A 24,143-nucleotide genomic window follows, 5' to 3' on the forward strand; every position below is an offset into this window, starting at 1 on the left:
GCGGCGGAATAATCAAATGATCATACGTAACCTCGGACGCAGGGGCCCCCGTCGGACCCGATACGTCCGGACTCCCCATGGCCGCGATTTCGCGCCGGGTTTCCACGCTCACTCTGAGAACCTCCCAGGCGCCTGCGCGCCGACCGTACGGTCCCCCATCCCGTGACACGTGCCGATGACCGATCGACACGGACTTGCGAGGTGGATGGCCGACCTACGCCATCCACCTCGCGACATCGCTCCTTATGGTGCCGCATCCTGCCACACCGTAGACATCGGGGTTGAAACGGTGACTTAAGGCTAACGAAATGGTGGATTACGGCGGTGGTGGCCGAAACCAGACCCGCCAGCCCTCAGGCAGCACTATGTCGGTCGGGACGAAGGCGGTCGCGACCGCAAGCCGCTCGCCGGTCCGGTCGCCCACCCGTACCCGGGCCTCGACCACCACCGAGCCGCGGAACTCCAACCAACCGGCCAGCGCCCGCAACGCCTCGGTGGCATACCCCTGACGCCGGTAGGGACGCCCGATGGACACCGAAACCAGCGCCCGCCGGCCCACCCCGTCCACCGCGAGCAGACCGACGGCGGCCGAGTCGTCGCCACGCACCGCCCAGGTCATCACGCCACGACCGGCACCGGCGCGACGACGCAGATCACGACGTAGCGCATCCGTCGGATCGTCGGTCGCGTCGACCGCGATCCCCTGCGCCCGGTGCAGAAGCACACCGGCCAGCAGCGGTCCCAGTTCCTCGGCCACGAAACCGGCGTTCCACACCGTCAGAGGAAGCGCCAGCAGTCGCAATGTCGTCAGGGTTGGCCCTTCACCCACGGCGGGCGGGCTCCTGGACGCCGAGCAGCCCTCGCTCTCTCAGCAACACCTCGGTGCGGGCCATCCCCTCGTCCAGGCTGACGCCTGGCTGCCAGCCCAGGATCCGCCGGGACTTGGCGATCGAGTAGGTGCCGGTGCGGACCAGTTCGGCCAGCGCGAGCGGCCCAAGATCTATATGGGTTCGGGGATGCAGGCGCGAGCTCACCCGTCCGGACAACCAGCCATGCCCCGTGAGTACCCGGTCGGCGGTGTCGACAGCACGAAGGACCGCGGCCGGCACCGAGCTCGGCTCCGGCACCCCCGCCATCCGTGCATACCGGCCGAAGAAGTCCGCCGCGGAAACGCTCTCACCGCCGGTCACATGCAGGATCTCGCCGACCGCCTCCCCCGCCTCCGCGACAGCAATGACCGCGCAGACCAGATCATCGATGTGGACCGGGCTCAGTACCCCGCGACCGGAGTCGACAAGGACGAAGCGGCCCGCCCGTAGCAGCAGCAACGGCCACAGCGTCCAGCGGCCGGCACGTGGCCCATAGGCGTCGCCGGCCCGCAGCACCGTGACCGGTACACCGCGGGCCGCCGCGGCGATGGCCGTGTGTTCCGCGGCGGCGAGAGCGTCGGCTCGCGGCAGACCTGTCACGGTGACGGGCGCGGTCTCATCCACCAGATCCGGGAAGGAGCTGCCCAGCACACTCACGCAGGAGACATGAACCACCCGGCCGACACCAGCCCGTTCACAGGCCTCCAGCACCCGGACGGTACCCGCGACCGTCACACGGCGCAGCTCGCCCTCGTCGACCACAGCCGGCCGGCTCGGCGTTCCGGCGCGGACCGCGGCCAGCTCACCACCGGTACCGACAGCCGCAGCATGCACCACGAGATCGGCCCCGACCAGCAGTTTCTCCCAGTCACCCGGACGTGTGACGTCGGCCATGACAATGCCCGGACCACGGCGGACGTCGATCGGGACAACGTCGTCACCGCGCCGGCGGAGCTCGTGCACAACCGCGTCCCCGATGAATCCGCCGGCACCGGTCACCACCGCACGAGCCACGTCCGCCCCTCTCGCCCCTCGGCAGCCCCCGGGCCGGTCACCGTCGGCAGGCCCTGCCGACACGCCCCGCTGACACGCCTTGCGTACCGACCCGCCGCGCCTACCGGCCGGTCACTCCGGTCGCACCATATCGACCCTACGTGACCAGAGCGCCAGAGCAGGAGATGCCTCACCCGGATCCGGTAGAGATGCCCGATGCGAGGAGTCCGACTCCCCTGCGAAGTTCCTACGGAGTCCCGAAGTCCTGCGTCCAGTAGGTGCCGTAGCTGCCTCCGGTGGCGTAGCCGACACCGATCTGCCGCAGCGAGCAGTTGAGGATGTTCTCGCGGTGCCCGGTGCTGTTCATCCAGCCCGTCACAACCTCCGCGGCCGTCTGCTGGCCGGCGGCGATGTTCTCCGCGGCGATCGAGAACTGGTACCCGGCGGCGGCCATGCGTTGGAAGGGTGTCTGACCGTCCAGATCCGTATGGCTGAAGTAGTTGCGTGTGGACATGTCCGCGCTGTGCGCCTGGGCCGCAGCGGTCAGCCGGGAGTCCACCGTGAGCGGCCCGCAGCCGGCCTTGGCCCGTTCGGCGTTCGTGAGCACAACAACCTCGGAGGCGGCGTCCGAGGATGCCGAAGGCTTGCTGGCAACCGTCACCACCGGGTACGCCGGGGAGGTCGACGGAGGTGCTGTGGTCGGTGCCGGCTGCGAGGAGGAGAGCGGCACGGCCGATGGGCCGATCGTCGGCTGTGCCGGCGGACGCGCGGGCGCGCTGCTCGCCGGCGCCGGAGTGTTGATGATCCGCATCCGGCTCGTCCGTACGCGTAGTGCCTGCGACGCGTGGAAGACGACCTCGTTCAACGTGTAGGCGCCGTCGGGCACGGACCGGGTGTCGAGGTCGGCCTCGTACGGCGCGGCAGGTACGACGCGGACGATCGTCCCAGGCCCACGCAGGACATAGGCCACCCAGGTCTGGCCGTCGGCCGGGACGGAGGTCTGGACCCGCACGGTCCCACCGACCGTGCCTCGGTCGATGATTCGATCCGACACCGACTGGGCTGCGAGTTGGACCGGAGCCGTCGACGACGCGAGCGCCTGGGCCGCGACGACCGACGTGTCGTCACCGGCCGGTCCGCTCCGGTTGATGACCGCGGTGGCGGCCAGGACACCAGCCGCAAGGACGAAGACGAGCACTACCAACGAGGCGCCGAACCATCCCCGGTGGGAACGGCGGTGCTTGCGATGTCGATCCATGGAACCTTCCGTGTGGTCGGTCCCCCCTGTTCATGCGTCCCGCCGTTGGTGCGTCCCCTCTGTTGGTACGTCCCCGCCGTTCGGCATCAAGAGTAGCGAGTACTAGGCATGACGGGCCATCGGGCATCGCTTTTGACCGAATAGTTGTGAGCAGACCGGGCCAGCCCGACCCAAATCAATACAACAACTTGACTCTTTGTGCGGCATTGACTACCCGCCACGCCGACCGACTGCACGCACATCCACACCCGCCTGGAACGATCTACGGCAGAGGATCCCGGTTGCACCACCCGGCGGGACGAGCCCGCACCCGCGAGAACAGGGGCAAACGTCCACACCCGCCGGACAAACCGGGCAGCAATAGGGGTCAGAGTGCCAAAACGCTGGTAGAAGGCATCGGTTCGGGAAAGTATCCGCACGTGACGGCGTTCGAGACAGGGCCTGCCCAACCGGTGCCCGATAACACGACCCACGACGGCGCCGGCCATCGCGACCAGCCGCACCCGCCGGTCACGCTCCACCAGCCCGCGGGGGCCCACTCATCATACCCTTCGCGCAACTTGCCATCCACGACGCATGTCCGGAACGGGCAATTGTCAACCAATCGGACATGTGACCCCGACAGCCTACAGGAGCCAGACCCATGCCCATCGCCACCCCAGATGTCTATGCGGAGATGCTTGACCGGGCCAAGGCCGAGGCATTCGCCTACCCCGCGATCAACGTCACCTCGTCCCAGACCCTGAACGCCGCCCTGAAGGGCTTCGCCGACGCCGGAAGTGACGGCATCGTGCAGGTCTCCACCGGAGGGGCCGAGTTCCTCTCCGGGACGAGAGTAAAGGACATGGTGCTCGGCGCTCAGGCACTGGCAGAGTTCGCCCACCATATCGCCAAGGCGTACCCGGTCAACATCGCGCTTCACACCGACCACTGCCCCGCGGACAAACTTGACACCTATCTTCGCCCCCTTCTCGCGATCTCCAAGGACCGAGTTCTCAAGGAAGGCCGCGAACCACTGTTCCAGTCACATATGTGGGACGGCTCCGCGGTCGAACTCGAGGAGAATCTCAAGATTGCCGACGCGCTGCTGACCGACGCCCATCAGGCGAAGATTATTCTGGAGGTGGAGATCGGGGTCGTCGGCGGCGAGGAGGACGGCGTCGTCGGCGCAATCGACGAGAAGCTGTACACCACGCCGGGAGACATGTTGCGGACCGCGGAAGTCCTCGGCACCGGGGAACGGGGTCGCTACCTACTGGCGGCAACTTTCGGAAATGTGCACGGGGTGTACAAGCCGGGCAACGTGAAGCTCCGTCCAAGCATCCTGCGGGACGGACAGCAGTATGTCGCGGAGAAGCTCGGGCTGCCAACCGGTGCCAAGCCGTTCGACCTGGTCTTCCACGGCGGCAGCGGCTCCGATCTGGCTGAGATTCGCGAGACGTTGGGCTACGGTGCGATCAAGATGAACGTGGACACCGACACCCAGTACGCGTTCACCCGGCCGATCGTCGATCATATCTTCAGGAACTACGACGGTGTCCTCAAGGTGGACGGCGAGGTCGGCGTCAAGAAGCAGTACGACCCGCGCAGTTACGGCAAGGCCGCGGAGATCGGCATGGCCGCCCGGGTGGCACAGGCATGCGAGGACCTGCGATCCGCCGGACGCGCGCTTGCCGGCTGACCCCGCCCACGGCCACGGGACGAGCCGGGCCGGGCCCGGTCAACCTGATCGAACCAAGCTGATCCGACCAAGCTGATCCGACCAAGCTGATCGAACCAAGCTGATCCGACCCACCGGTGGTTCCAGACATCCAGAACCAACCGCAACGCGCTCGCCAGGCCGGACACGGTGTCCGCCTGGCGAGCGTTCGCATTTCCGTCGCGGCCACTCCGCCGTCGGTTCGTCCTCCCATATCCCACCTGGCACTGGGTTATGTGCTTTCGCCGACGTGGCGCAGATTTCCGCCCCAGGTACTCGACGGCCTGAATCGGCAACAATAACGTGGACCACGTATACGACCGGATCGTGCACGGATGGCATTACCCGGCCAACCTGTTTGATCGTGACCGCCCCGCCACAATCCAGCAATTCCGGCGATCACTTATGTAATGAGCGCACGAGCGCGCGCGTTAGCATCCGATCTCGGGTTCATCAAGAGCGACCAGCCTGGTGTGCGCATGCTCACGAAGCATATTCGTCACTTGTTCGGCCACCAGCAGTGCCGGTTATTGTCTGCGCCATGCTCGCGACAGAGTGAGCATGCGTCGGACGGCACGCCGAATCCTGCCCTCGTCCGACGAACGCCAAACTTGCGGCAGGAACGGGGGACCCACTTTTGGGCGCTGAAATCGGGCGTCCTCGGGGTGAAGCCGCAAAAGCGGCCGGGCAGTCCCAGCCCGAACCCGACAGCTCACCTCGCAGGCGTGGGGAAGGGCATCACCAATATGTCCAGAGCACGTTCTCGCGGTCGACATCGTGGAACCAGCCAGGCCCGGAGCCGCGCCCGGACCCTGGTTGTCGCCCCGGCCCTGGTCGCCGCCGTCGGTGGGAGCATCGCGATGTCCCAGCCGGCCAGCGCCGCGACCACATGGGCGGGGCTCCGCCAGTGCGAGTCCGGAGGTAACTACTCCACCAACACCGGCAACGGTTACTACGGCGCCTACCAGTTCTCGCTGAGCACCTGGCGGAGCCTTGGCTACACCGGCCTGCCCAGCGACGCTTCGCCGGCCACCCAGGACGAGGCCGCGCTGAAGCTCGCTGCCCGCTCCGGCTTCGGCCAGTGGCCGGTCTGCGGCCTGGGTATGGGCTCCTCCCAACTCGCGTCGGGCGCCAGTTCCTCAGGCGCCGGCACAAGCGGGCGGACGAGCGGCGGCAGGGTGAACATCAACTCGTCCAGGTCGATCGCCGCCTCGGTCCCGCCCCGCGTCGTGCTGAGCGCGGACACCGGATCGACGTCCACCGGCAGGCCACTGCTCACCGTGGGGTTGATCTACCAGGTCCGATCGGACGTGCATTCCTGGCAGAACCAGATGAACAGCCTGGGTTACCACATCCGGGTCGATGGTCAGTACGGTCCGGAGTCGGCCGGCGCGGCCAGCCGCTTCCAGGCCGCCAAAGGCCTGACGGTTGACGGGATCTGCGGCCCGAGGACCTGGGCAGCCGTCTTCGGCTGAGCCCGGCCGCCGAGGACCTCAGAGGCTCGGGTGACACGCGAAGAAACATGATCACACCATCTATGGCCGAGTGGTGACGGCCGATACATAACCAAACACACAACGAGTCGGGCCGATCCACGCCAATATGACAACAAACACAACTGAAAAACACGGCAGCGATCGGCCCGATTACTCGGTGTTACGAAAATGACCGGCGACGACCCCGACTCAGGGGTGCCCCGATCGCCGGGTAGAGTTTTGAATTTGGAGTTCACCTAGTCCATTTGGGCGGTACGAGCCAAGCCGCTGTAGTTCATCCGACACCCGGGTTTGCTTCGAAAGGGCCAGGCTCGCTACAGTCCTTCCACTCGCCGGATCGGTGAGGCCGCCCGGACGGACGCCGAGTCCTGTCCCCGCCCGACGCGGCAGGATCTACCGCGGAGCCATACGGACAGGAGTGGGGGAACCACATCCGGACGCTGGAACTTCTCAGCGTCCTTGGGGTAAAGCTGGCAGCGCCCGTTGGCGTTACCGGCCGGGCACGTTCCCAGCCCGCACCCGACAGCTCACCTCGTAGGCGACGGGAAGGATCCAGATGCCGTCCGTTGGCAGGCACCGTGCCCCGCAACAGTCATCCACCGCTGTAAAGGTCCTGCGGACCACCGGTGCGGTGACAGCACTTGTGGGTAGCGGCCTCGCTGTCGCAGCAGTTCCCGCGAACGCCGCAACCGCCGACGACTTCGCCAAGCTCCGCCAGTGCGAGTCCGGTGGCAACTACTCCATCAACACCGGCAACGGCTACTACGGCGCCTACCAGTTCGATGCGGGTACCTGGCATGGTCTCGGGTATTCCGGTCTACCCAGTAACGCGCCGCCGGCGTTGCAGGACGAGGCCGCCTACAAGCTCTACGATTCTCGTGGCTGGTCCCCGTGGCCGTCCTGCTCGGCGAAGATGGGCCTCACCAACAACGGCCCGGCCCCGCAGTCATCGGCCGGCACATCCAGTTCCGACGCTGTGGAACGAGCGATTACTCCGCAGGCGCCCGCGATGACGCTCGATCGCGCAAAGGCAGAGCTGCACTCGGCAGACTTCGCGGGGACCACGCTGTCCACCGATCTGGCGGGCCAGGTCCGCGCCGACGCCATGGTCTGGCAGGCCTCGATGCGCGACAGGAAGTTCGTCTTGACCGTGGACGGCCGCTACGGCGCGGAGTCGCAGGGTCTGGCCTCGCTCTACGGCTACCTCACACGCACGACCGATGGTCAGAGCGGTGTGGTCGGCAAGAACCTCTGGGACATCACCGTCACCAACCCGACGGTCCTGTGACACCTGTCCGGTAACACCCGAGGACCGTCCGACGGCGCAAACGCCTTCGGATCCTGATCCTGCGACGGACCCGCAGGCCCACCCCCCTCCCTACGGGTCCGTCGCAGGACAAATCCTCACCCCGGCACAGCGCGACCGCGATCGGACAGGATGGACACCATGACGACCTCGCCTGGACGACCGGATCTGCTCGGCGGTCCGCCCCCGACGAAACTCATCCTCGATCCTGCCGCGGCCGACGCGCTGGGCGCGGGCGAGGATCCCAAGGCGATCGCCGGCCGCTTCCCCGAATCCAGTCTGGCCTGGGCGACGCTCGCCGAACTCGCCCTGAACGCGGGCGAACCGGTCACCGCCTACGCCTACGCCCGGACCGGATACCACCGAGGCCTCGACCAGCTTCGCCGCACCGGCTGGCGAGGGCACGGACCGATCCCCTGGTCGCACGAGCCCAACCGGGGGTTCCTGCGAGCACTCGCGGCGCTGGGTCGCGCGGCCGCAGCCATCGGCGAGGACGACGAGGCCACCCGCTGCCGCGACTTCCTCGTCGACAGCGATCCCGAAGCCGCCGCTGTGCTGGGCCTCAAGACCAGCTGAACCGGTTCGAACCTGGCTTCGGCCTGTCTCGACCGCGTGGTCACGTCGACCGTCCAGGCCCTACCGACGCCTGGCGTAAGTTACAGGCGACGTAAGTAGCGCGCGATGTAAGTAGAGGCGTATGGCATTCGTCAATCGCACCGAGGAGCTTGCCGCGCTGGAGCGTTGGTGGGACTCGACCGACCCGCGCCCGGCGGTGGTGTGGGGACGACGAAGAGTCGGCAAGACCGCCCTGTTGCAACACTTCGCCGACGGACGGCGATCGGTCTTCCACACGGGTGCCGGCCGCGCGGCCTCCGGCGAGCTGGCGCAACTGTCCCGGCAGGTTGCGAGCGGTCTACCCGGGCGGTACCGGGATCTGCTGGCCCGCCCCTACTTCGACTGGGACGACGCCCTCGACGATCTCGCCTCGGCGGCGGAGCATGAGCCGCTGGTCGTCGTCCTGGACGAGTTCCCCGAGATTGTCGCGACCTCACCCGACCTGCCGGGAGTGCTGCGGGCCTTCCTCGACCGCATAGCAGGCAGGACGAAACTGCGGCTGCTGTTGTGCGGGTCGGCAGTGCGGCACATGACCGCGCTTCAGGAGCAGCGGGCGCCGTTGTACGGCCGGTTCGACCTGTCGCTGTCGCTGCATCCGTTCCGCCCGCACGAGGCCGCCCTCATGCTGCCCGGGCTGGCACCGGCCGACCGGGCACTCGTGTACGGACTGGTCGGCGGGGTGCCGCTGTACCTGTCTTGGTGGGACCAGGACGCAAACGTCACCGACAACCTGCTGCGGCTGGCATGCCGTCCCGGGGCGTCCCTGCTCACCGAAGGACAACTCGTACTGGCCACGGCGGTGGAACACGGCGAGCATCCGGCGGCGGTGCTGCACGCCATCGCCTCGGGCCGAACACAGCACAACGAGATCAAGGACCACATCCGGGCCGAGCCGACCCGCACCCTGGACCGGCTCATAGAGCTACGGCTCGTCGAACGGATCATGCCGGTGACGGACACCCCACGCAGCCGGCGCCGTGTCTACCGGATCGCCGACAACTTCCTCGCCTTCTACCTCGGGGTACTCTCCCGGTTCCGTGCCGAGATCGACCGTGGGCTCGGGGAAGCTCTGCTGCCGGTGCTGGTCGAAAGCCTGGATGACCATCTCGGCGCCCCCTGGGAAGAATCGTTGCGGGAGCATCTGCGACGGCTCGCCGTTTCAGGCTCGCTCGGGCCGGACATCGTGGCCATCGGACCCTACTGGGGCGCCGGTGGCCAGGACGAGATCGACGCGGTCGTGCTCGCCGGTCGGGACCGGCGTCCGGTGCTTGCCGGGGAGGCCAAGTGGGCTCGGACCGTCGACGGCCGAAGGCTCGCCACGGGCCTACGGGAAAAGACCCGCGCGCTACGGTCCGGCGTACCCTCCATGCCGCCGCGGGACGATCACGGGGATGCTCCGGACGTGACAAGCGGTTCGGGAACGGTCCGGCTCGCGCTCTGCGCCCGCGAGGAGATCCGCAACCCACCGTCCGGCGCCCTCACCGTCACCGCCGCGGACATCTTCTCCGCAAGCCGAGCCCCGGCAAGGTCAACAACACCGTCGGGGTTCGGCGGACGAGCCGGTGGCGCTCCGGGCGTAGTCAGTTCAGCCCGAGTACGACGCGCAACGCGGCATCGACATCAGCCATTCGGGCCGCCGACAGATGACTGACGAATTGGCCCAGGCGTTCAGGGTCGACCGCGGCCGTTTGCTCGACCAGGACGCGGGTCACCTGATCTCCGACCTCGATCTCAGGCCGGAACGATGCCGGCCGGGCACTGGTGGAGGTAGGAGCTACAAGCCATGTCGACAACGGGAGCAGGTCGGACTGCACGACGACGGCATACCGGTTGCCGCGCTGTTCGTGGCCGCGTGCGTCGCGGGGAGCCCGCACCTGGTACACGTCACCACGCACGCAGCAGCTCCATGTCAGCAAGCACGGCCTGTGCCTCGGCCCGGTCGACCGGGTCGGCGGCAAGAACCTCGGCCTCGGCTCTCAGCCGCTCGGCCTGACGTCGGTGCCATGCGGCCAGGATCGCCTCACGGATCACCTGCGACCGATCCCGTTCACCGGCTGAGAGGTCGGCCAACGCCCGGTCGACGCCCTCGTCCGTACGGAAGGTAATCGTAGCCATGCCACCCACTGTATTACTTCACGTAGTACGGCGCCTGGTTGATGTGAAGTTACGACTGAGACCACCGACAGCCGTTGGCCAACCCACTCATGCGGGCTGGCCGGCATCGTGCCTGGTCGGACCGGGTCGAACGGGGAGGAGGATGCGAGATTCGAACTCGCGAGGGCGCCTCCCCCAAAGATCGCCTCCGGCGATCCCCGGGGACCCCTGCGAACAGGAGCAGGTCTAGCGGAAAGCGTGACCAGCGCAGAGGATGATTCGGTGCTCTGGTGGAGACCACGACCCCGGACCTGTTGAGCAGGTTCGGGGCTGGCGTCACGCCTGTCCATACAGCATGGCCAGGTCGACCAGCTGGATGTCGGGGGAAGTCCCGGCGGCGTTGCGCGCTTTGTCGTTGAAGCCTGCTCCGCTGAAACAGATGAGCTGGGTGTGGGTGGTGTCGTAGCGTCCGGCCTGGGCGATGAGGTCACGGATGTGCTGGAGGCGTTCGATGTGGGCGATGCCGATGGTGTCGTTCCATTTGGCTTCGCCAATGGCGAGCAGTGGTGGCTTGGTACCGTCGGCGATTCCGATGACGGCTGAGTCGACTTCGTGGCCGGTGCGGGCCTTGGGGTCGTGGACGATGCCGTGTCCGACGCGGGCGGGCAGGCCGCCGAGCAGGTCGGGGTCGGCGTGGTGGAGGGCCCAGACGCGGCAGACCTGTTCGAAGTGGGGGCCCAGCACGTTGCTGGTGAAGCGGCGGCGGCTGGCCTGCCAGACTCGGGCGGCGTTGCCGGGGCGTTCCAGTTGGTCCCAGACCGGGCGCATGATGGCGTGATAGAAGCCGATCAGTGGTTCGGCGATGCGGTAGGTGGGGCGGTTGTCGCGGAAGGCGTCGGCGTCCCGGTGCAGCAGCCCGGCGTCTTCGAGGACGTTGATGGGGTGTGCGATGTCGGTGGCTTTGCGTTCCAGGTAGCTGGCCATGCCGCCTCGGGTGGCGTTGCCGTCGGCGACTGCTGCCAGGACGGACAGGTACAGGGCGGTGTCGCGCAGGTCGGGTTCCTCGGCGAGTAGGTAGCGGGCCTCGCGGAAGAGGGGGGTTTCGGGGTTGAGGACGGTGCGGATGACCCAGTCGTCGAAGTCGTCGGGTCCGGTGGGGGAGTCGCCGCGGGCGAACTCGCGCCGGTAGGCGGGCGTGCCGCCGACGATCGCGTTGACCTGCAGGGCCAGGCGGGGGTCGGTGATGTTCCAGAACTCGGCGGCGAGGCGATGGTCGAGGGGGCGAACGACCAGTTCAAGCCCGGCCCGGCCGCGTAGCGGGGCGTTGCCGGACAGTAGCTTGCCCATGAAGGACAGAGCCGAGCCGCACAGCAGCAGCCGGGCGCGGGAGGCGGTGCGCTGCTCGCGCAGCGGCCGGAGCGCCTCCTGGATGATGGAGGGCAGCTCCGGGTTGGCTCGGGCGAGGTACGGGAACTCGTCGATAACCACGGGTACGGGGCGCTCGGAGCCGAGGGCGAGGAGTGCGTCGACGGCTTCGTGCCAGTTGGCGAAGTGGTACGGGCTGGCGGGCCGGACATGGGCGGTGAGCGCGGTGCTGATCCGGCGCAGTGATTCGGCGTCGACGGCCTCGGTCGCACCGAAGTAGAAGCCCCCGGCGGCCCGGCAGGCGGCGTCGAGCAGGAAGGTCTTGCCCTGCCGGCGCCGCCCGGAGACCGCCCCGAGCGTGGCACCGGGCTGCTGGTCGATGATGAACCGGGTCAGCGCCGACCACTCGTAGTCGCGGTCGAACATCTCGGCAGGTTTGTCCACGCGCCACTCCTTGGGAGATAGAGATGTAGAGGCACGTATCTATAAAACGTACTCCTGTATTCACACGGCTGCGGCGAGCACGCAGGAACGGGCGGTCTTCAGGGGTGACCTGGTCACCAGGCCCGGCGGCGCGCAGGATCGCACTCAGGACTGCGTCGGCCGACGCGGCGTAGCTGTGTGAGAACTACGGCATGTTGGCCTCCACCACGGCCCAGTACTCACGGCCGGTGTCGGGGGGTCCCGGTGGAGGGGCGCGGTGTCGAGCAGGAACAGCCGGTAGTCGACGGCGAAGGTCCCCACCGAAATAAATGTAACCAGGACGTGGCAACCTGGCTGGGTCGCCTGCTGTGGGAGGAGCCACCGGACCCCGCCGAACCGCCCGACCGGAGCAAGTGAGACCAGAACTGAGACCAGATGATCGACTGCCGAGCCGGCCAATGTTGATCGGCTCGGCAGAAAGCCTGGTACCACAGGGCGGAGGATGCGAGATTCGAACTCGCGAGGGGTTGCCCCCAACACGCTTTCCAAGCGTGCGCCCTAGGCCACTAGGCGAATCCTCCGTCGATGAGCCTATCGGATCCAGCAGGTGCCGGAGCCGGGGGCAGCAAGATCTCTGTCGGGGCGATGCTGAAGAGCCATCCGACAGGCCTTAGACTCTTGGGAAGACCCCTCGCGCGGCGTCACCCTCGTGAACTCCCCCAGGGCCGGAAGGCAGCAAGGGTAAGCGGGCTCTGGCGGGTGCGCGGGGGGTCGTCTTCGTCACGGGTCATGTGTACGTCGTTGGGGCCCGCGGGTGCCGACGAAGCGAGCGAGTAGGCCGGTGATTCTGTGAGCGGCGCGCTGTACAACCGGTACCGTCCAGCCACGTTCGCCCAGGTCGTCGGTCAGGAGCACGTCACCGGCGCACTCATGCAGGCGTTGCGCACCGGCCGTATCCACCACGCCTACCTGTTCAGCGGGCCGCGCGGCTGTGGCAAGACATCGTCCGCGCGCATCCTCGCCGCATCCCTGAACTGCGTGAACGGTCCGACGCCCGAGCCGTGCGGGGTGTGTGAGCAGTGCGCGGCGATCCGCGTCGGGGTGTCCATGGACGTCACCGAGATCGACGCCGCGTCCCATGGGCTCGTGGACGACGCCCGCGACCTGAGGGAACGCGCGTTCTTCGCACCGGCTTCGGCACGGTTCAAGGTGTACGTCATCGACGAGGCCCACATGGTCACCACGGCGGCGTTCAACGCCCTGCTCAAGGTCGTCGAAGAGCCACCGCCCTACCTGAAGTTCGTGTTCGCGACCACCGAACCCGACAAGGTCATCGCCACCATCCGGTCCCGAACCCATCACTACGCGTTCCGACTCGTCCCACCCGGCGTACTACGCGACCATCTGACCTCGATCTGCGCCTCCGAAGGTGTCGACGTCGACCCGGCGGTGCTGCCACTTGTCGTACGGGCCGGGGCCGGGTCGGTACGCGACTCGTTGTCCGTCCTCGACCAGTTGCTCGCCGGGGCCGGGCCAGACGGCCTCGGCTATGAGCGGGCGGTCGCGCTGCTCGGGATGACCGACGGCGTCCTACTGGACGAGGCGGTCGACGCCCTTGCCGCGCATGACGGCGCCACCGCGTTCACCGTCGTCGACAAGGTCGTCTCTTCCGGGCACGACCCACGCCGGTTCGCCATGGACCTGCTGGAACGGTTACGGGATCTGATCGTGCTCGCGGCCGTGCCGGACGCGCCCGAAAAGGGTCTGTTGGAGACCTACTCGGTCGACCAGATCGAACGGATGCGCGACCAGTGCGGGCGGATGGGCCCGGCGGAGCTGTCCCGCGCCGCCGATGTCGTGCACGCCGGCCTGCTGGAGATGCGGGGGACGACCAGCCCCCGACTGCTCCTCGAGCTGGTCCTGGCGCGGGCTTTGCTGCCCGGCGCCGGCTCCGACCCGTCAGCGCTGCTGGTCCGCCTCGAGCGGTTGGAACGGCGGGCGGACCCGGGCGGCCCGACCGCAGGCCCGACGGTGGCGGGGGGTCCGACGGTAGGCCCGGCCACGGTGACGACATCCGCAACCGCGGCCGGCACGGCCACACCGGCGGCGTTCCAGCCGGCCCCGCATCTGTCTGCCGCGCCGATCCCGCCGACGTCCTCCGCCACGGGGTCCGCACCCACGTCACCGGCGGGCCGGACGTCCGAGTCATCGCCCGCGCCGGCTCCCACGGCCCGGATACAGCCACCGCCCCCTGCCCCGTCTCCTTCCGCCGCCACGTCATCGACCGGTACTGCCCGCGGTATCGACACGGGCGGTCTGCGGGCGGTCTGGGATGACGTGCTGCGCGCCTCGCGATCACGCAAGCCCGCCACACACGCCCTCCTACAGGAGTACGCCTCGGTCGCGGACGTCCGCGGAGACGAGGTCATCCTGGCGTTCTCGGTTCCGACGATCGCCCGGATGTTCGGGCAGGGCAGCAATGTCGAGGTCCTGCGCGCCGCTCTGACGGAGATCATCGGCGGGACCTGGCGGGTCACCATCGGCCCGCCGGGCAGACCACCCGGCGCAGTGGCCGAGCCTAGTGAGCCCAGCGGGTTCGGCGGATCGGACGGCCCTGGCGGGTTCGGTACAGGCGGTGGGTTCGGTCCCAGCGGGTTCGCCCCGTCGGGGATCTCGTCCGTCCAGGTTCACTCCGGGCCCGTCGCGGCAGCAACAACACCGGCAGCGGCAGCACCCATGGCGTCGACCATGGAACGTACAGTGGGCCGGGCCACAGTCGTCTCGCCGCATTCAGGGCAGACCGTCGCGGAACCAGCACCCGGGCAGACTCCAGGTACCCGTCCGGGTACGCCACCCGTCGATCGTCAGCAACCACGCGCGGCGACCCACCGCGGCGCCACTGCTACGGGCAACAGGAACGTTTCACCACCATCACCCTCCACTACCTCACCCTCGGTTACGCCAACGGCATCGGCCAGACCGAAGACCAACCATGCCGACGTCGACGACGAGCCGTCCCCGGACGACGACGACGCACCCGGGCACCCGGGTTCGTCCCTGTCGGGCGAGGATGCCGCAATGGCGCTGCTGCGGTCCGGCCTCGGCGCCACCGTCATCGAACAGATCACCGGCTGAACGGCCGCATCCCCCGAAGGCACACCAGGCCGCAGGGCACACAGGTCAGGTACTTGGAGCAGCCTCGGACGGGGCGGACCGAGGACGTAGGCTCAGGGGCATGCCGAACCCGCAGATACCACCGGGCGCCGGGCCGAACATCAGCCAGATCCTTCAGCAGGCCCAGCAGATGCAGGCCCAGTTGATGACCGCCCAGCAGGAGCTCGCCGACACCCGGGTGGATGGCACCGCCGGCGGCGGCCTGGTGAAGGCCACCGTGACCGGCGGCGGCGAATTGGTCGACCTCGCCATCGACCCCAAAGCCGTGGATCCGGCCGACACCGAGACACTGGCCGACCTTGTCCTTGCGGCCGTCCGGGACGCGGCCGGCAACGCCCGGAGTCTCGCCGCCCAACGGATGGGCGAGGTCACCGGTGGGCTGGGTGATGCCCTCGGTGGGCTGGGCGGGTTCGGTGGGCCGGGTGGAGCTTCGAATCCCGCGTTCCAGGGAAGGCCGACGGCTCTGCCGGGTGGCTTCGGGTCGGGGTCCGGCATCCCCGGCATCGGATGACAGGCGCCGGGCTGGTCGAGGCGCACGCCCGGACAGGTCGGTGACGATCGATGTACGAGGGAGTCGTCCAGGATCTGATCGACGAGCTCGGCCGACTGCCGGGTATCGGCCCGAAGAGCGCGCAGCGGATCGCCTTCTACCTTCTTTCCGCGGACCCGACGGATGTGCGGCGGCTGGCGACGGCACTGAACGAAATCAAGGACAAAGTCCGGTTCTGCCGGATGTGCTTCAACGTCGCGCAGGCGGAGCTGTGTCGGATCTGCGCGGACCATCGCCGCGATCCGGCTCAGATCTGCGTCGTGGAGGAGCCGAAGGACGTCGTCGCCATCGAACGGACGAGGGAGTTCCGCGGGCGTTACCACGTCCTTGGTGGCGCAATCAACCCGATCGGCGGAGTCGGCCCCGACGATCTGCACATCCGGGAACTGATCTCACGCCTGGCCGACGGAACGGTGACGGAGCTGATTCTCGCTACCGATCCGAACACCGAGGGTGAGGTCACCGCGTCCTATCTTGCTCGGCAGATTGCGCCGATGGGCCTGAAGGTCACCCGTCTGGCCAGTGGCCTCCCCATGGGCGGGGACCTGGAATGGGCGGACGAGGTGACTCTCGGCCGCGCGTTCGAAGGCCGCCGCGTCGTCGCCTGACAGGTTCTGCCCTGTACGAGGTGGGACGGTGTGACCGTCCTCGGCACATGGACGCCGCCGGACGCATCTCGGCTACTGTGGGCAGCTCTCACCGGGGCCGACAAGCGAGACCGGAAGACCGCTCAGGTGACTGACCGGCAGACATCAACGGGCAATCCAGGCGGCGTTGGCCTGCTGCGCTCAGTTGCCTTCTGTACGCGTCCTCCGCCTCGGCTGAGGTCCCGGCTGAGGTCCCGGCTGAACGCCTTGGCCGAGCGCCTTGGCCGAGCGCCTCGACCGAGCAGTGCATGACAACAGCTGGACTTCGGTACCACCGGTACTACCGTCAGGAGCAGAAGACCGATGATCATCAGTGCGCACGTGGGTGCGGGGGCGCTGGTCGGCACGGCACTGCGTCGACCCCTGCCCGCGTTTGCAGCCGGGTTCGTCTCCCACCTCGCCATGGACATGGTGCCGCACTGGGGCAACGGCCCGGGCCTGGGCTGGATCCCCGTCGCCCGACGCGACGGCGTGGCGGGCCTGGCCGCGATGGGCGTACTGACCGCGGCGGCACCACCCGGACGCAGGATCGCGGTCCTGGCCGGCATGACCGGTGCCTGCCTTCCCGACACCGACAAGATCGGAATCTATTTCGCGGGCCGCAGCCCGTGGCCGCGTCGTTTCGACCGCTTCCACGGACGCATCCAGCGGGAGTCCGCCGACCTGCTGCCCCGTGACGTCCTCGTCGCCGCCATGCTCAGCGTGACCGCCGCAGGACTCCTGCAGGCCCTGGGTCGAAGCCGGCCGCCGCGCCGGTGAACCCGACGCCGCCTCCCGGTGAGGCCCGGCCAAAGGCAGCGCGACCATGGCTCCTCCCGCGCTGCCGGCGGCCCCACCCGGATGACCCGGCCAAAGGCGCGGCTGCCACCGGTCCGTACTCTTTGCTTATGTTGAAGTGCTGAATTGTTGACAACAGGGGAATCCGGCGATGGGACGATACGGGGAACGGGTCTGGTCCCCGAACCCGGCCGCGCCGTTCCGCGGACGTCGGACGGGGGTGTACCGCCCATACCATCCCGATCTTCTTGCCGAGTCTCCACCGGCTCTTCGGAATGATCTTTTTGTGCGTGCGGCAGCAGTCGAAGCCGGCATCCGATCGCTGACCGGTACCGTGATGGCGAGCCTTGATCAGACAGCCGGCTTCCTCCTCCGGTCGGAGGCCATCGCGTCCTCCCGGATCGGGGGGATCCAGGTCGCACCCCAGCAGGTCGCCCTCGCGGAGTTCGCTGCCGGCGCCGGCTCCGGCAGTGTCGTCGAAGGTTTCAGCGCGAGCGCCCGCAGGATCGCCCGTAACATCGCCACACTCCGCCGCGCGGTCACCGATCTCGCCCGCGCCGAGACGGTCACCCTTGACGGCATCGTCAACCTGCAACGCACCCTGCTGTCCAGCCGTCCTCACACCGGCCTGCGAACGGTCCAGACCTGGCTCGGCGGCAGCGAGTGGAACCCTCTCGACGCGGGGTTCGTCCCTCCGCCTCCGTCCGAGCTGGCGGAGCTGATGGCCGACCTTGTCACCTACGCTTCCGGTGACACCCACCCACCGCTCATCCAGGCCGGGCTCATCCACGCCCAGTTCGAGACGATCCAACCGTTCAACGATGGCAATGGGCGGGTCGCACGGACGTTGATCCATACCGTGCTGGCCCGTCGGGGGCTGGTCACCCCGGCTGTGCTGCCGGTCAGCCTCGTCTTCATGACCCGATCGGACGAGTACGTGACGGCGTTGACCGCCTACTGTTCCGAAGGCCCGCCGGGCGGCCATGCCGCGCGTGCCGCGCTGAACCAGTGGCTCACGTTCTTCCTCGACTCCGTGGTCGTGGCCGTGGAGCAGGCCCGAACCTTCGCCGAGGAAATCGCCGAACTGCGCCGATCCTGGGACGCCCGGCTTTCCGCCTTCCGAGGTCAGACCATTCCGGTCCGCAACAGACCTCGGGAGCCATCGACGTCCGATCGGTTACTCGCCGAGCTACCCGCGTCACCTGTCATCACCGGGGCCAGCGCGGCAGACCTGTTGGGCGTGCCGGCGCAGGCAGCCTGGGCGGCGGCGGAGGAACTCGTCGAGGCCGGCATCCTGCGGCGCCGCCAGATCGGGCGCGGCACCACCGGCTACCTCACCCGGGAGGTGTCGGACCTGCTCACCTTCGCCGAGCGTCGCCTTGCATCCACCAAACGACAATAAACACCTCTCGACGGGCCCTGCCCTCGGCGACCCGGCCGCTGTGGAACCCAGAGCCTGCGGACACGGCCGGGTCAGCCGGACGGGAACAGTACCGCGGCGCCGTTCACCCGGTCGGCCGCCAGGTCGATCAATGCCTCGTCCGCCCGGTCGAGCGGGTAGGACCGGACCGTGACCGCAAGCCGGTGCCGCTGGGCGATGCCGAGGAACTCGCGCCCGTCCGCCCGGGTGTTCGCGGTCGTGCTCCGCAGCGACCGTTCCTGGAACAGGTGCCGTTGGTAGCTCAGCACCGGGATATCCGACAGGTGGATGCCGGCTATCGACAGTGTCCCGCCCCGGTCGAGTGCACCCAGCGCAACCGGCACCAGGTCACCGACCGGGGCGAACAGGACAGCGGCGTCGAGCGGTTCCGGTGGGGCGTCGTAGGCCCCTGCAGCCGATGACGCGCCGAGTGAGAGCGCGAGCTGCCGAGCCTGCGGGGACCGGGTCAGGACGTGGACCCTCGCGCCCTGGGCCAGCGCCACCTGCGCGACCAGGTGCGCGGACGCGCCAAAGCCATAGATCCCGAGCCGACCGCCGGGTGGCAGCTCGGCGCGGCGCAACGCCCGGAAACCGACGATGCCCGCGCACAGCAGCGGCGCCAGTTCACCGTCGGAGTAGCCGTCCGGCAGTCGGTAGGCGTAGTCGGCCCGGACGACAGCGTACTCGGCGTAGCCGCCGTCGGCGTCCCAGCCGGTGTAACGGGACGCCAGGCACAGGTTCTCCGCGCCACGCCGGCAGTAGGCGCAGGTCCCGTCGGTCTCCCGCAACCAGGCGATCCCGAGACGATCACCGAGAGCGACTCCGTCCACTCCGGGACCGATCGCGTCGACATAGCCGACGACCTCATGCCCGGGAATGGTGTGCGGTCTGCGCGGCCGTAGGTCGCCCTCGGCGAGATGCAGGTCGGTGCGGCAGACACCGCAGGCGGCAACCTGCAGCCGCACCTGGCCGGTGGCCGGTTCGGGCACGGGGATGACCACCCGGCGCAGGGGCCGCGCCGCCGCGGGCGCCGTTGTGGCGATCTGCCACCCGGTCATCGTCGGTGTCATGGCCATGACGTTCCCAGATTCCAGAAAACGGAATCATGCCTGGCCGGAAGGGTTCCACCGGCCAGGCACTCGGCGTGCTCCTGTCAGCGAACGTCAGATGTTGACGCCGTGGTCGCGGGCGAGGCCACCGAGATCGGTGTGTCCCTGGCCGACCGCGCGGAACTTCCATTCGGCACCATTGCGATAAACCTCGCCGAAAATCACCACGGTTTCCGTGGAGTAGTCCTCGGACAGGTCATAACGGACCAGCTCGGTACCGGTCTGATCGACAACCCGGATGTAGGCGTTGCGCACCTGGCCGAAGTTCTGGTTCCGTTCCTGCGCCCCGTAGATCGATACCGGGACGACAATCTTGTCGATCTCGGCCGGTACCTGGCCGAGGTTGATGACGACCGACTCGTCGTCCCCCTCACCCGCGCCGGTCAGGTTGTCGCCGGTGAGCACGATGGCGTCTTCCGGGGATTTCAGGTTGTTGAAGAAGACAAAGTGCTTGTCGGTGAGGACCTTGCCGTCGGCCTTCACACCGATGGCGGAGGCGTCGAGGTCGAAGTCGGTTCCGGTGGTGGTGCGGGCGTCCCAACCGAGCCCGACCGTCAACGCGGTGAGCTGGGGCGTGCCCGCCGCGGCCGCCTGCTTGGTAAGGCTGACGTTGCCGCCCTTGGCGAGGCTGATGGCCATGTGTAGATCGTCCTTTCTGGCGGGGTCCGCCAGATCGTCTCCACCTCATGGCGGATCATCTCGACGGATCGTACCGACTGATGCCCAAGACAGATGCAGGGAGAACCCTCGCACATGAGGAGTCGGCGGCCCACCCCCGGTCGGGCTCTCCACCTGTTCAGACCCCCACCACCGGCCACGACAGTAATACCAGCCATGGCCGCCCGGCTCCCGCCGGACTGGGTAGCCTCAGGACCTATGGCGGTCGTAGTGGCGAAGTTCGGCGGCTCCTCCGTGGCGGACGCGGACCGGATCAAGCGGGTCGCCGAGCGGATAGTGGACCAGCGCCGCTCCGGCGACGACGTCGTGGTCGTGGTGAGTGCGATGGGGGATACCACCGACGACCTGCTCGACCTCGCCGAACAGATCACCCCGCTCCCCCCGGCCCGCGAGCTCGACATGCTGCTCACCGCCGGTGAGCGCATCTCGATGGCGCTGCTGGCCATGGCCATCTCGAACCTCGGCGCCGAGGCGCGGTCGTTCACCGGCTCCCAGGCCGGCGTGATCACCGATTCGGTTCATGGCAAGGCCCGCATCATCGACGTCACCCCCGGACGCATCCGCAGCGCTCTGGACTCAGGCGCGATCGCCATCGTCGCCGGCTTCCAGGGAGTCAGCCAGGACACGAAGGATGTGACGACGCTCGGTCGGGGCGGCTCCGACACGACCGCCGTGGCACTTGCCGCCGCGTTGCAGGCCGACGTCTGTGAGATCTACACCGACGTGGACGGCGTCTTCACCGCCGATCCGCGGATCGTGCCGGACGCACGCCGCATCGAACGCATCTCCTACGAGGAGATGATGGAGATGGCTGCCTGCGGAGCCAAGGTGCTCATGCTCCGGTGCGTCGAGTACGCACGCCGCTACACAGTCCCCGTGCACGTCCGGTCGTCGTTCTCGTCGAAGCCGGGTACGTGGGTCATCGAGATCCCGGAGGAGGAACTCGTGGAACAGGCCATCATCCGCGGGGTCGCACACGACACGAGCGAGGCGAAGGTGACGGTTGTCGGCTGCCCGGACAAGCCCGGGGTGGCCGCGGCGGTGTTCCGGGCCGTCGCCGACGCCGACGTCAACCTCGATATGATCGTGCAGGTCGGGTCGGCTGCCGGCACGGGCCGTACCGACATCTCCTTCACCCTCCCGAAAACCGACGGGCGCATCGCGCTGACCGCGTTGGAGAAGGTCCGCGCGGCGATCGGGTTCGAACGGACCCTGTATGACGACCACATCGGCAAGCTGTCGCTGATAGGCGCCGGGATGAAATCGCACCCGGGGGTGTCGGCACTCTTCTTCGGCGCCCTTGCGGACGCCGGGGTCAACGTAGAGATCATTTCTACGTCCGAGATCCGGATCTCGGTGGTCATCCGCGACACCGACCTGCCGGTGGCGGTCCGGTCCGTACACGGCGCATTCGACCTCGGCGACTCCGACGGCCAGGCTGTCGTCTACGCGGGATCCGGCCGATGACCGCGCCGACGGCCGGCGGGTCCGGCGCTCCCGCGGGGTCGGTGTCTGCTCGGCGTCCCACACTGGCGGTGGTCGGGGCGACCGGCGCGGTCGGCACGGTCATGCTGTCGCTGCTGGACGAACGTCCGAGCATCTGGGGTGAGATCCGCCTGATCGCGTCGGCCCGGTCCGCCGGACGCAGCCTGCAGGTCCGTGGTGTGGACGTCGAGGTGCTGGCGCTGTCCCCGGATGTCTTCGACGGCGTCGACATCGCCGTGTTCGACGTGCCGGACGAGATCTCCGCACGATGGGCGCCGATAGCGGCGTCTCGGGGGGCGGTAGCGGTCGACAACTCGGGCGCGTTCCGGATGGACGCCGACGTCCCGCTTGTCGTTCCGGAGGTGAACGCGGACGCGGTTGCGGAGCGCCCACGCGGGATCATCTCCAATCCGAACTGCACCACGCTGTCGATGATCGTTGCTGTCGGCGCGCTGCACCGCGTGTTCGGGCTGGAATCCCTGGTCGCGACGTCCTACCAGGCGGCGAGCGGAGCCGGCCAGGCCGGTATCGACACCCTTTACGCCCAGCTCGCCACGGTCGTCGGCGCTTCTACCGCCGGAGCCGGCGGTGGTAGCGGGTCCGGGCTCCGGCTCGGGCAGAGCACGGGGGACGTCCGCAAAGCGATCGGTGAGGACGGGCTCGGCCCGTTCCCGGCACCGCTGGCGTTGAACGTCGTACCCTGGGCCGGTTCACTGAAGGACGACGGCTGGTCATCCGAAGAACTGAAGATCCGAAACGAGTCACGGAAGATCCTGGGGATTCCCGGGCTCAAGGTTTCCGCCACCTGCGTACGGGTACCGGTCGTGACGACCCATGCGGTAGCCGTACATGCGCGGTTCTCCCGTCCGGTGCTGGCACAGGAGGCACGGGCCGTGCTCGATGGAGCACCTGGCCTGGTGGTTCTGGACAACCCCGAGGCCGGGGAGTTCCCGACACCCGCGGACGTGGTCGGCACCGACCCGACCTGGGTCGGACGCATCCGGCAGTCGCCCGACGACCCGCACGAGCTGGCACTGTTCGTCTGCGGTGACAACCTTCGCAAAGGTGCGGCGTTGAACACGCTCCAGATCGCCGAACTACTCGTGTCCCGCGGTCTGTAGGCAGGTATCACCGGATTCGATGATCCGGTGATACCGGGGACACACCACCCGGTGGATTCGCATGACAAGAGAAACAATGGGCAACCCTCGACCGACGCCAACGAAAAATCGTCGCCGCCGGACCGGGCATGACAGAAAAGTGCGGAAAACCAGCGAAAACGGCAACCAGTCAAGATGGAAAAACAACCGCAGTCGCTTTACAACTCGACGGTACTTTACAACTCGACGAATCATCCGCCGTTCGACAAACGAGGAGGGTCCGCCCCCCGATCCGGAGATGGCGGACCCTCGCCCGATGGCTGTGGTGGAGTTACGTCCCTCGTGGCTCAGACGACCCGAACGGCGTCAGCCTGTGGACCCTTCTGTCCCTGGGTCACTTGGAACTCGACCCGCTGCCCCTCTTCCAGGCTCTTGTAGCCGTCCATGTCAATCGCGCTGTAGTGAACGAAGACGTCCGAACCGCCGCCGTCCACGGAGATGAAGCCGAAGCCCTTCTCCGAGTTGAACCACTTAACCGTGCCCTGAGCCACGTGCCGTTCTCCCTGCTGGTGCAGTCAGGACCCACACCGCGCGGGCCCCGGACCGTTTGTCATGGGATTTTGCACTCCCATGACAGTGTTCGTCAGTGGCGTCCCTTGTAGACGCCAACCACCGAACTTGGCCATGGAAGACGCTACACGGCTACGGGCCATGACGGGAGCCCTCCGGGCAAGGAAGTCCACTACATACCTCACGTAACGGATGGCGTCACAACGTCCGATGTAACCGACCGCGACCAGCCGCTGTGGGGCGCTGGCGCGCCGGGGAAGGCACGAACTGTCCGGATGCCGGCGGCGGCACTATGGGAGGACTCGTGGGAGGAGTCGTGGGAGGAGTCGTGGGAGGAGTCGTGGGAGGAGTCGTGGGAGGACTCGTGGGAAGAACTGTCGGTGGGGGCTCTAGGGTTTCGATCGTGGTCACCCTCACCCCCGAGACGACCGGTACCACTGCGACAGCCGGTACCACTGCGACAGCCGGTACCACTGCGACAGCCGGTACCACTAGGACGGCCGGAGGCGCACCGC

21 protein-coding genes, 1 tRNA gene, 1 other RNA gene and 2 riboswitches are annotated in these 24,143 nt (G+C 68.0%); of the genes, 13 read left to right on the plus strand and 10 right to left on the minus strand.

The annotated features are described in order from the left end of the window. Nucleotides 1-316 precede the first annotated feature (316 nt). The 3 genes from NBW77_RS01805 to NBW77_RS01815 all read right to left on the minus strand — a co-directional run bounded on the left by NBW77_RS01805 (nucleotide 317) and on the right by NBW77_RS01815 (nucleotide 3,120). On the minus strand, nucleotides 317-829 hold the full coding sequence (locus NBW77_RS01805; protein ID WP_131745042.1) for a GNAT family N-acetyltransferase: 513 nt from the start codon (nucleotides 827-829) through the stop codon (nucleotides 317-319). Then, nucleotides 822-1,883 carry an NAD-dependent epimerase/dehydratase family protein gene (locus NBW77_RS01810; RefSeq protein ID WP_250279194.1) on the minus strand — a complete coding sequence of 354 codons (1,062 nt, stop codon included), beginning with the start codon at nucleotides 1,881-1,883 and terminating at the stop codon, nucleotides 822-824. The genes NBW77_RS01805 and NBW77_RS01810 overlap by 8 nt, the downstream gene beginning before the upstream one ends. Before the next feature lie 226 nt (nucleotides 1,884-2,109). Further along, nucleotides 2,110-3,120, minus strand: coding sequence for a CAP domain-containing protein (locus NBW77_RS01815; protein ID WP_242605526.1), 1,011 nt, complete (start codon nucleotides 3,118-3,120; stop codon nucleotides 2,110-2,112). 643 nt (nucleotides 3,121-3,763) lie between these two features. On the opposite strand from NBW77_RS01815, the gene fbaA reads away from it, so the two are divergent. The 5 genes from fbaA (at nucleotide 3,764) to NBW77_RS01845 (ending at nucleotide 9,887) form a co-directional block, all read left to right on the plus strand. Continuing rightward, a complete protein-coding gene (gene fbaA, locus NBW77_RS01825; RefSeq protein WP_131745040.1) occupies nucleotides 3,764-4,801 on the plus strand; it encodes a class II fructose-bisphosphate aldolase in 1,038 nt (345 codons plus the stop codon). Nucleotides 4,802-5,412: 611 nt separating this feature from the next. Then, a riboswitch (cyclic di-AMP (ydaO/yuaA leader) is annotated at nucleotides 5,413-5,560 on the plus strand. A 5-nt stretch (nucleotides 5,561-5,565) separates the two neighbouring features. Further along, entirely contained in the window at nucleotides 5,566-6,294 is a 729-nt protein-coding gene (locus NBW77_RS01830; RefSeq protein ID WP_131745039.1) for a transglycosylase family protein, read from the plus strand. A 408-nt stretch (nucleotides 6,295-6,702) separates the two neighbouring features. After that, a riboswitch (cyclic di-AMP (ydaO/yuaA leader) is annotated at nucleotides 6,703-6,870 on the plus strand. A 1-nt stretch (nucleotide 6,871) separates the two neighbouring features. After that, nucleotides 6,872-7,603 carry a transglycosylase family protein gene (locus NBW77_RS01835; RefSeq protein ID WP_131745038.1) on the plus strand — a complete coding sequence of 244 codons (732 nt, stop codon included), beginning with the start codon at nucleotides 6,872-6,874 and terminating at the stop codon, nucleotides 7,601-7,603. Nucleotides 7,604-7,762: 159 nt separating this feature from the next. Next, entirely contained in the window at nucleotides 7,763-8,197 is a 435-nt protein-coding gene (locus NBW77_RS01840; protein WP_131745037.1) for a DUF3151 domain-containing protein, read from the plus strand. 121 nt (nucleotides 8,198-8,318) lie between these two features. Continuing rightward, nucleotides 8,319-9,887 (plus strand): ATP-binding protein, encoded by a 1,569-nt coding sequence (locus NBW77_RS01845; RefSeq protein ID WP_250279196.1) that lies wholly within the window; start codon nucleotides 8,319-8,321, stop codon nucleotides 9,885-9,887. Here the strand turns inward: NBW77_RS01845 and NBW77_RS01850 are convergent. The 4 genes from NBW77_RS01850 to NBW77_RS01865 form a co-directional block, all read right to left on the minus strand. Continuing rightward, on the minus strand, nucleotides 9,817-10,131 hold the full coding sequence (locus tag NBW77_RS01850; RefSeq protein WP_131745036.1) for a type II toxin-antitoxin system PemK/MazF family toxin: 315 nt from the start codon (nucleotides 10,129-10,131) through the stop codon (nucleotides 9,817-9,819). The two genes, NBW77_RS01845 and NBW77_RS01850, sit on opposite strands and share 71 nt — an antisense overlap. Next, a complete protein-coding gene (locus NBW77_RS01855) occupies nucleotides 10,121-10,351 on the minus strand; it encodes a hypothetical protein (RefSeq protein ID WP_131745035.1) in 231 nt (76 codons plus the stop codon). Before NBW77_RS01855 ends, NBW77_RS01850 begins: the two co-directional genes overlap by 11 nt. Nucleotides 10,352-10,666: 315 nt before the next feature. Further along, a complete protein-coding gene (locus tag NBW77_RS01860; RefSeq protein ID WP_131745034.1) occupies nucleotides 10,667-12,139 on the minus strand; it encodes an AAA family ATPase in 1,473 nt (490 codons plus the stop codon). Between the two features lie 475 nt (nucleotides 12,140-12,614). Next, a tRNA-Ser gene (locus tag NBW77_RS01865) sits at nucleotides 12,615-12,699 on the minus strand. A 101-nt stretch (nucleotides 12,700-12,800) separates the two neighbouring features. Between NBW77_RS01865 and ffs the strand changes: the two genes are divergently transcribed. The 6 genes from ffs to NBW77_RS01895 all read left to right on the plus strand — a co-directional run bounded on the left by ffs (nucleotide 12,801) and on the right by NBW77_RS01895 (nucleotide 18,668). Then, an RNA gene (gene ffs, locus NBW77_RS01870) (signal recognition particle sRNA small type) lies at nucleotides 12,801-12,897 on the plus strand. 70 nt (nucleotides 12,898-12,967) lie between these two features. Continuing rightward, nucleotides 12,968-15,253, plus strand: a complete 2,286-nt coding sequence (locus tag NBW77_RS01875) for a DNA polymerase III subunit gamma and tau (protein ID WP_131745033.1) — start codon at nucleotides 12,968-12,970, stop codon at nucleotides 15,251-15,253. Between the two features lie 100 nt (nucleotides 15,254-15,353). Beyond that, complete coding sequence (locus tag NBW77_RS01880; protein WP_131745032.1) at nucleotides 15,354-15,803, plus strand: YbaB/EbfC family nucleoid-associated protein; 450 nt, start codon at nucleotides 15,354-15,356, stop codon at nucleotides 15,801-15,803. Between the two features lie 50 nt (nucleotides 15,804-15,853). Next, nucleotides 15,854-16,450, plus strand: a complete 597-nt coding sequence (gene recR / locus NBW77_RS01885) for a recombination mediator RecR (protein WP_131745031.1) — start codon at nucleotides 15,854-15,856, stop codon at nucleotides 16,448-16,450. A gap of 342 nt (nucleotides 16,451-16,792) precedes the next feature. Continuing rightward, entirely contained in the window at nucleotides 16,793-17,248 is a 456-nt protein-coding gene (locus tag NBW77_RS01890; RefSeq protein WP_131745030.1) for a hypothetical protein, read from the plus strand. Between the two features lie 169 nt (nucleotides 17,249-17,417). After that, nucleotides 17,418-18,668, plus strand: coding sequence for a Fic family protein (locus tag NBW77_RS01895; protein ID WP_131745029.1), 1,251 nt, complete (start codon nucleotides 17,418-17,420; stop codon nucleotides 18,666-18,668). Nucleotides 18,669-18,739: 71 nt separating this feature from the next. Here the strand turns inward: NBW77_RS01895 and NBW77_RS01900 are convergent, their stop codons facing one another. Together NBW77_RS01900 and NBW77_RS01905 are read right to left on the minus strand one after the other, a co-directional pair. Further along, nucleotides 18,740-19,762 carry a zinc-binding alcohol dehydrogenase family protein gene (locus tag NBW77_RS01900; RefSeq protein WP_502799418.1) on the minus strand — a complete coding sequence of 341 codons (1,023 nt, stop codon included), beginning with the start codon at nucleotides 19,760-19,762 and terminating at the stop codon, nucleotides 18,740-18,742. An 87-nt stretch (nucleotides 19,763-19,849) separates the two neighbouring features. Continuing rightward, entirely contained in the window at nucleotides 19,850-20,434 is a 585-nt protein-coding gene (locus tag NBW77_RS01905) for a TerD family protein (RefSeq protein ID WP_131745027.1), read from the minus strand. Between the two features lie 237 nt (nucleotides 20,435-20,671). Here NBW77_RS01905 and NBW77_RS01910 point away from each other — a divergent pair, with 237 nt between their 5' ends. After that, on the plus strand, nucleotides 20,672-21,940 hold the full coding sequence (locus NBW77_RS01910) for an aspartate kinase (protein WP_131745026.1): 1,269 nt from the start codon (nucleotides 20,672-20,674) through the stop codon (nucleotides 21,938-21,940). Beyond that, nucleotides 21,937-23,079 carry an aspartate-semialdehyde dehydrogenase gene (locus tag NBW77_RS01915; protein ID WP_131745025.1) on the plus strand — a complete coding sequence of 381 codons (1,143 nt, stop codon included), beginning with the start codon at nucleotides 21,937-21,939 and terminating at the stop codon, nucleotides 23,077-23,079. The genes NBW77_RS01910 and NBW77_RS01915 overlap by 4 nt, the downstream gene beginning before the upstream one ends. A 326-nt stretch (nucleotides 23,080-23,405) precedes the next feature. On the opposite strand, the gene NBW77_RS01920 is transcribed toward NBW77_RS01915, so the two are convergent. Beyond that, a complete protein-coding gene (locus NBW77_RS01920) occupies nucleotides 23,406-23,609 on the minus strand; it encodes a cold-shock protein (protein ID WP_013872098.1) in 204 nt (67 codons plus the stop codon). Nucleotides 23,610-24,143 lie beyond the last annotated feature (534 nt).

Source organism: Frankia sp. Cppng1_Ct_nod, from assembly GCF_920656135.1.
In the GTDB taxonomy this organism is placed as follows: Bacteria; Actinomycetota; Actinomycetes; order Frankiales; family Frankiaceae; genus Protofrankia; species Protofrankia meridionalis.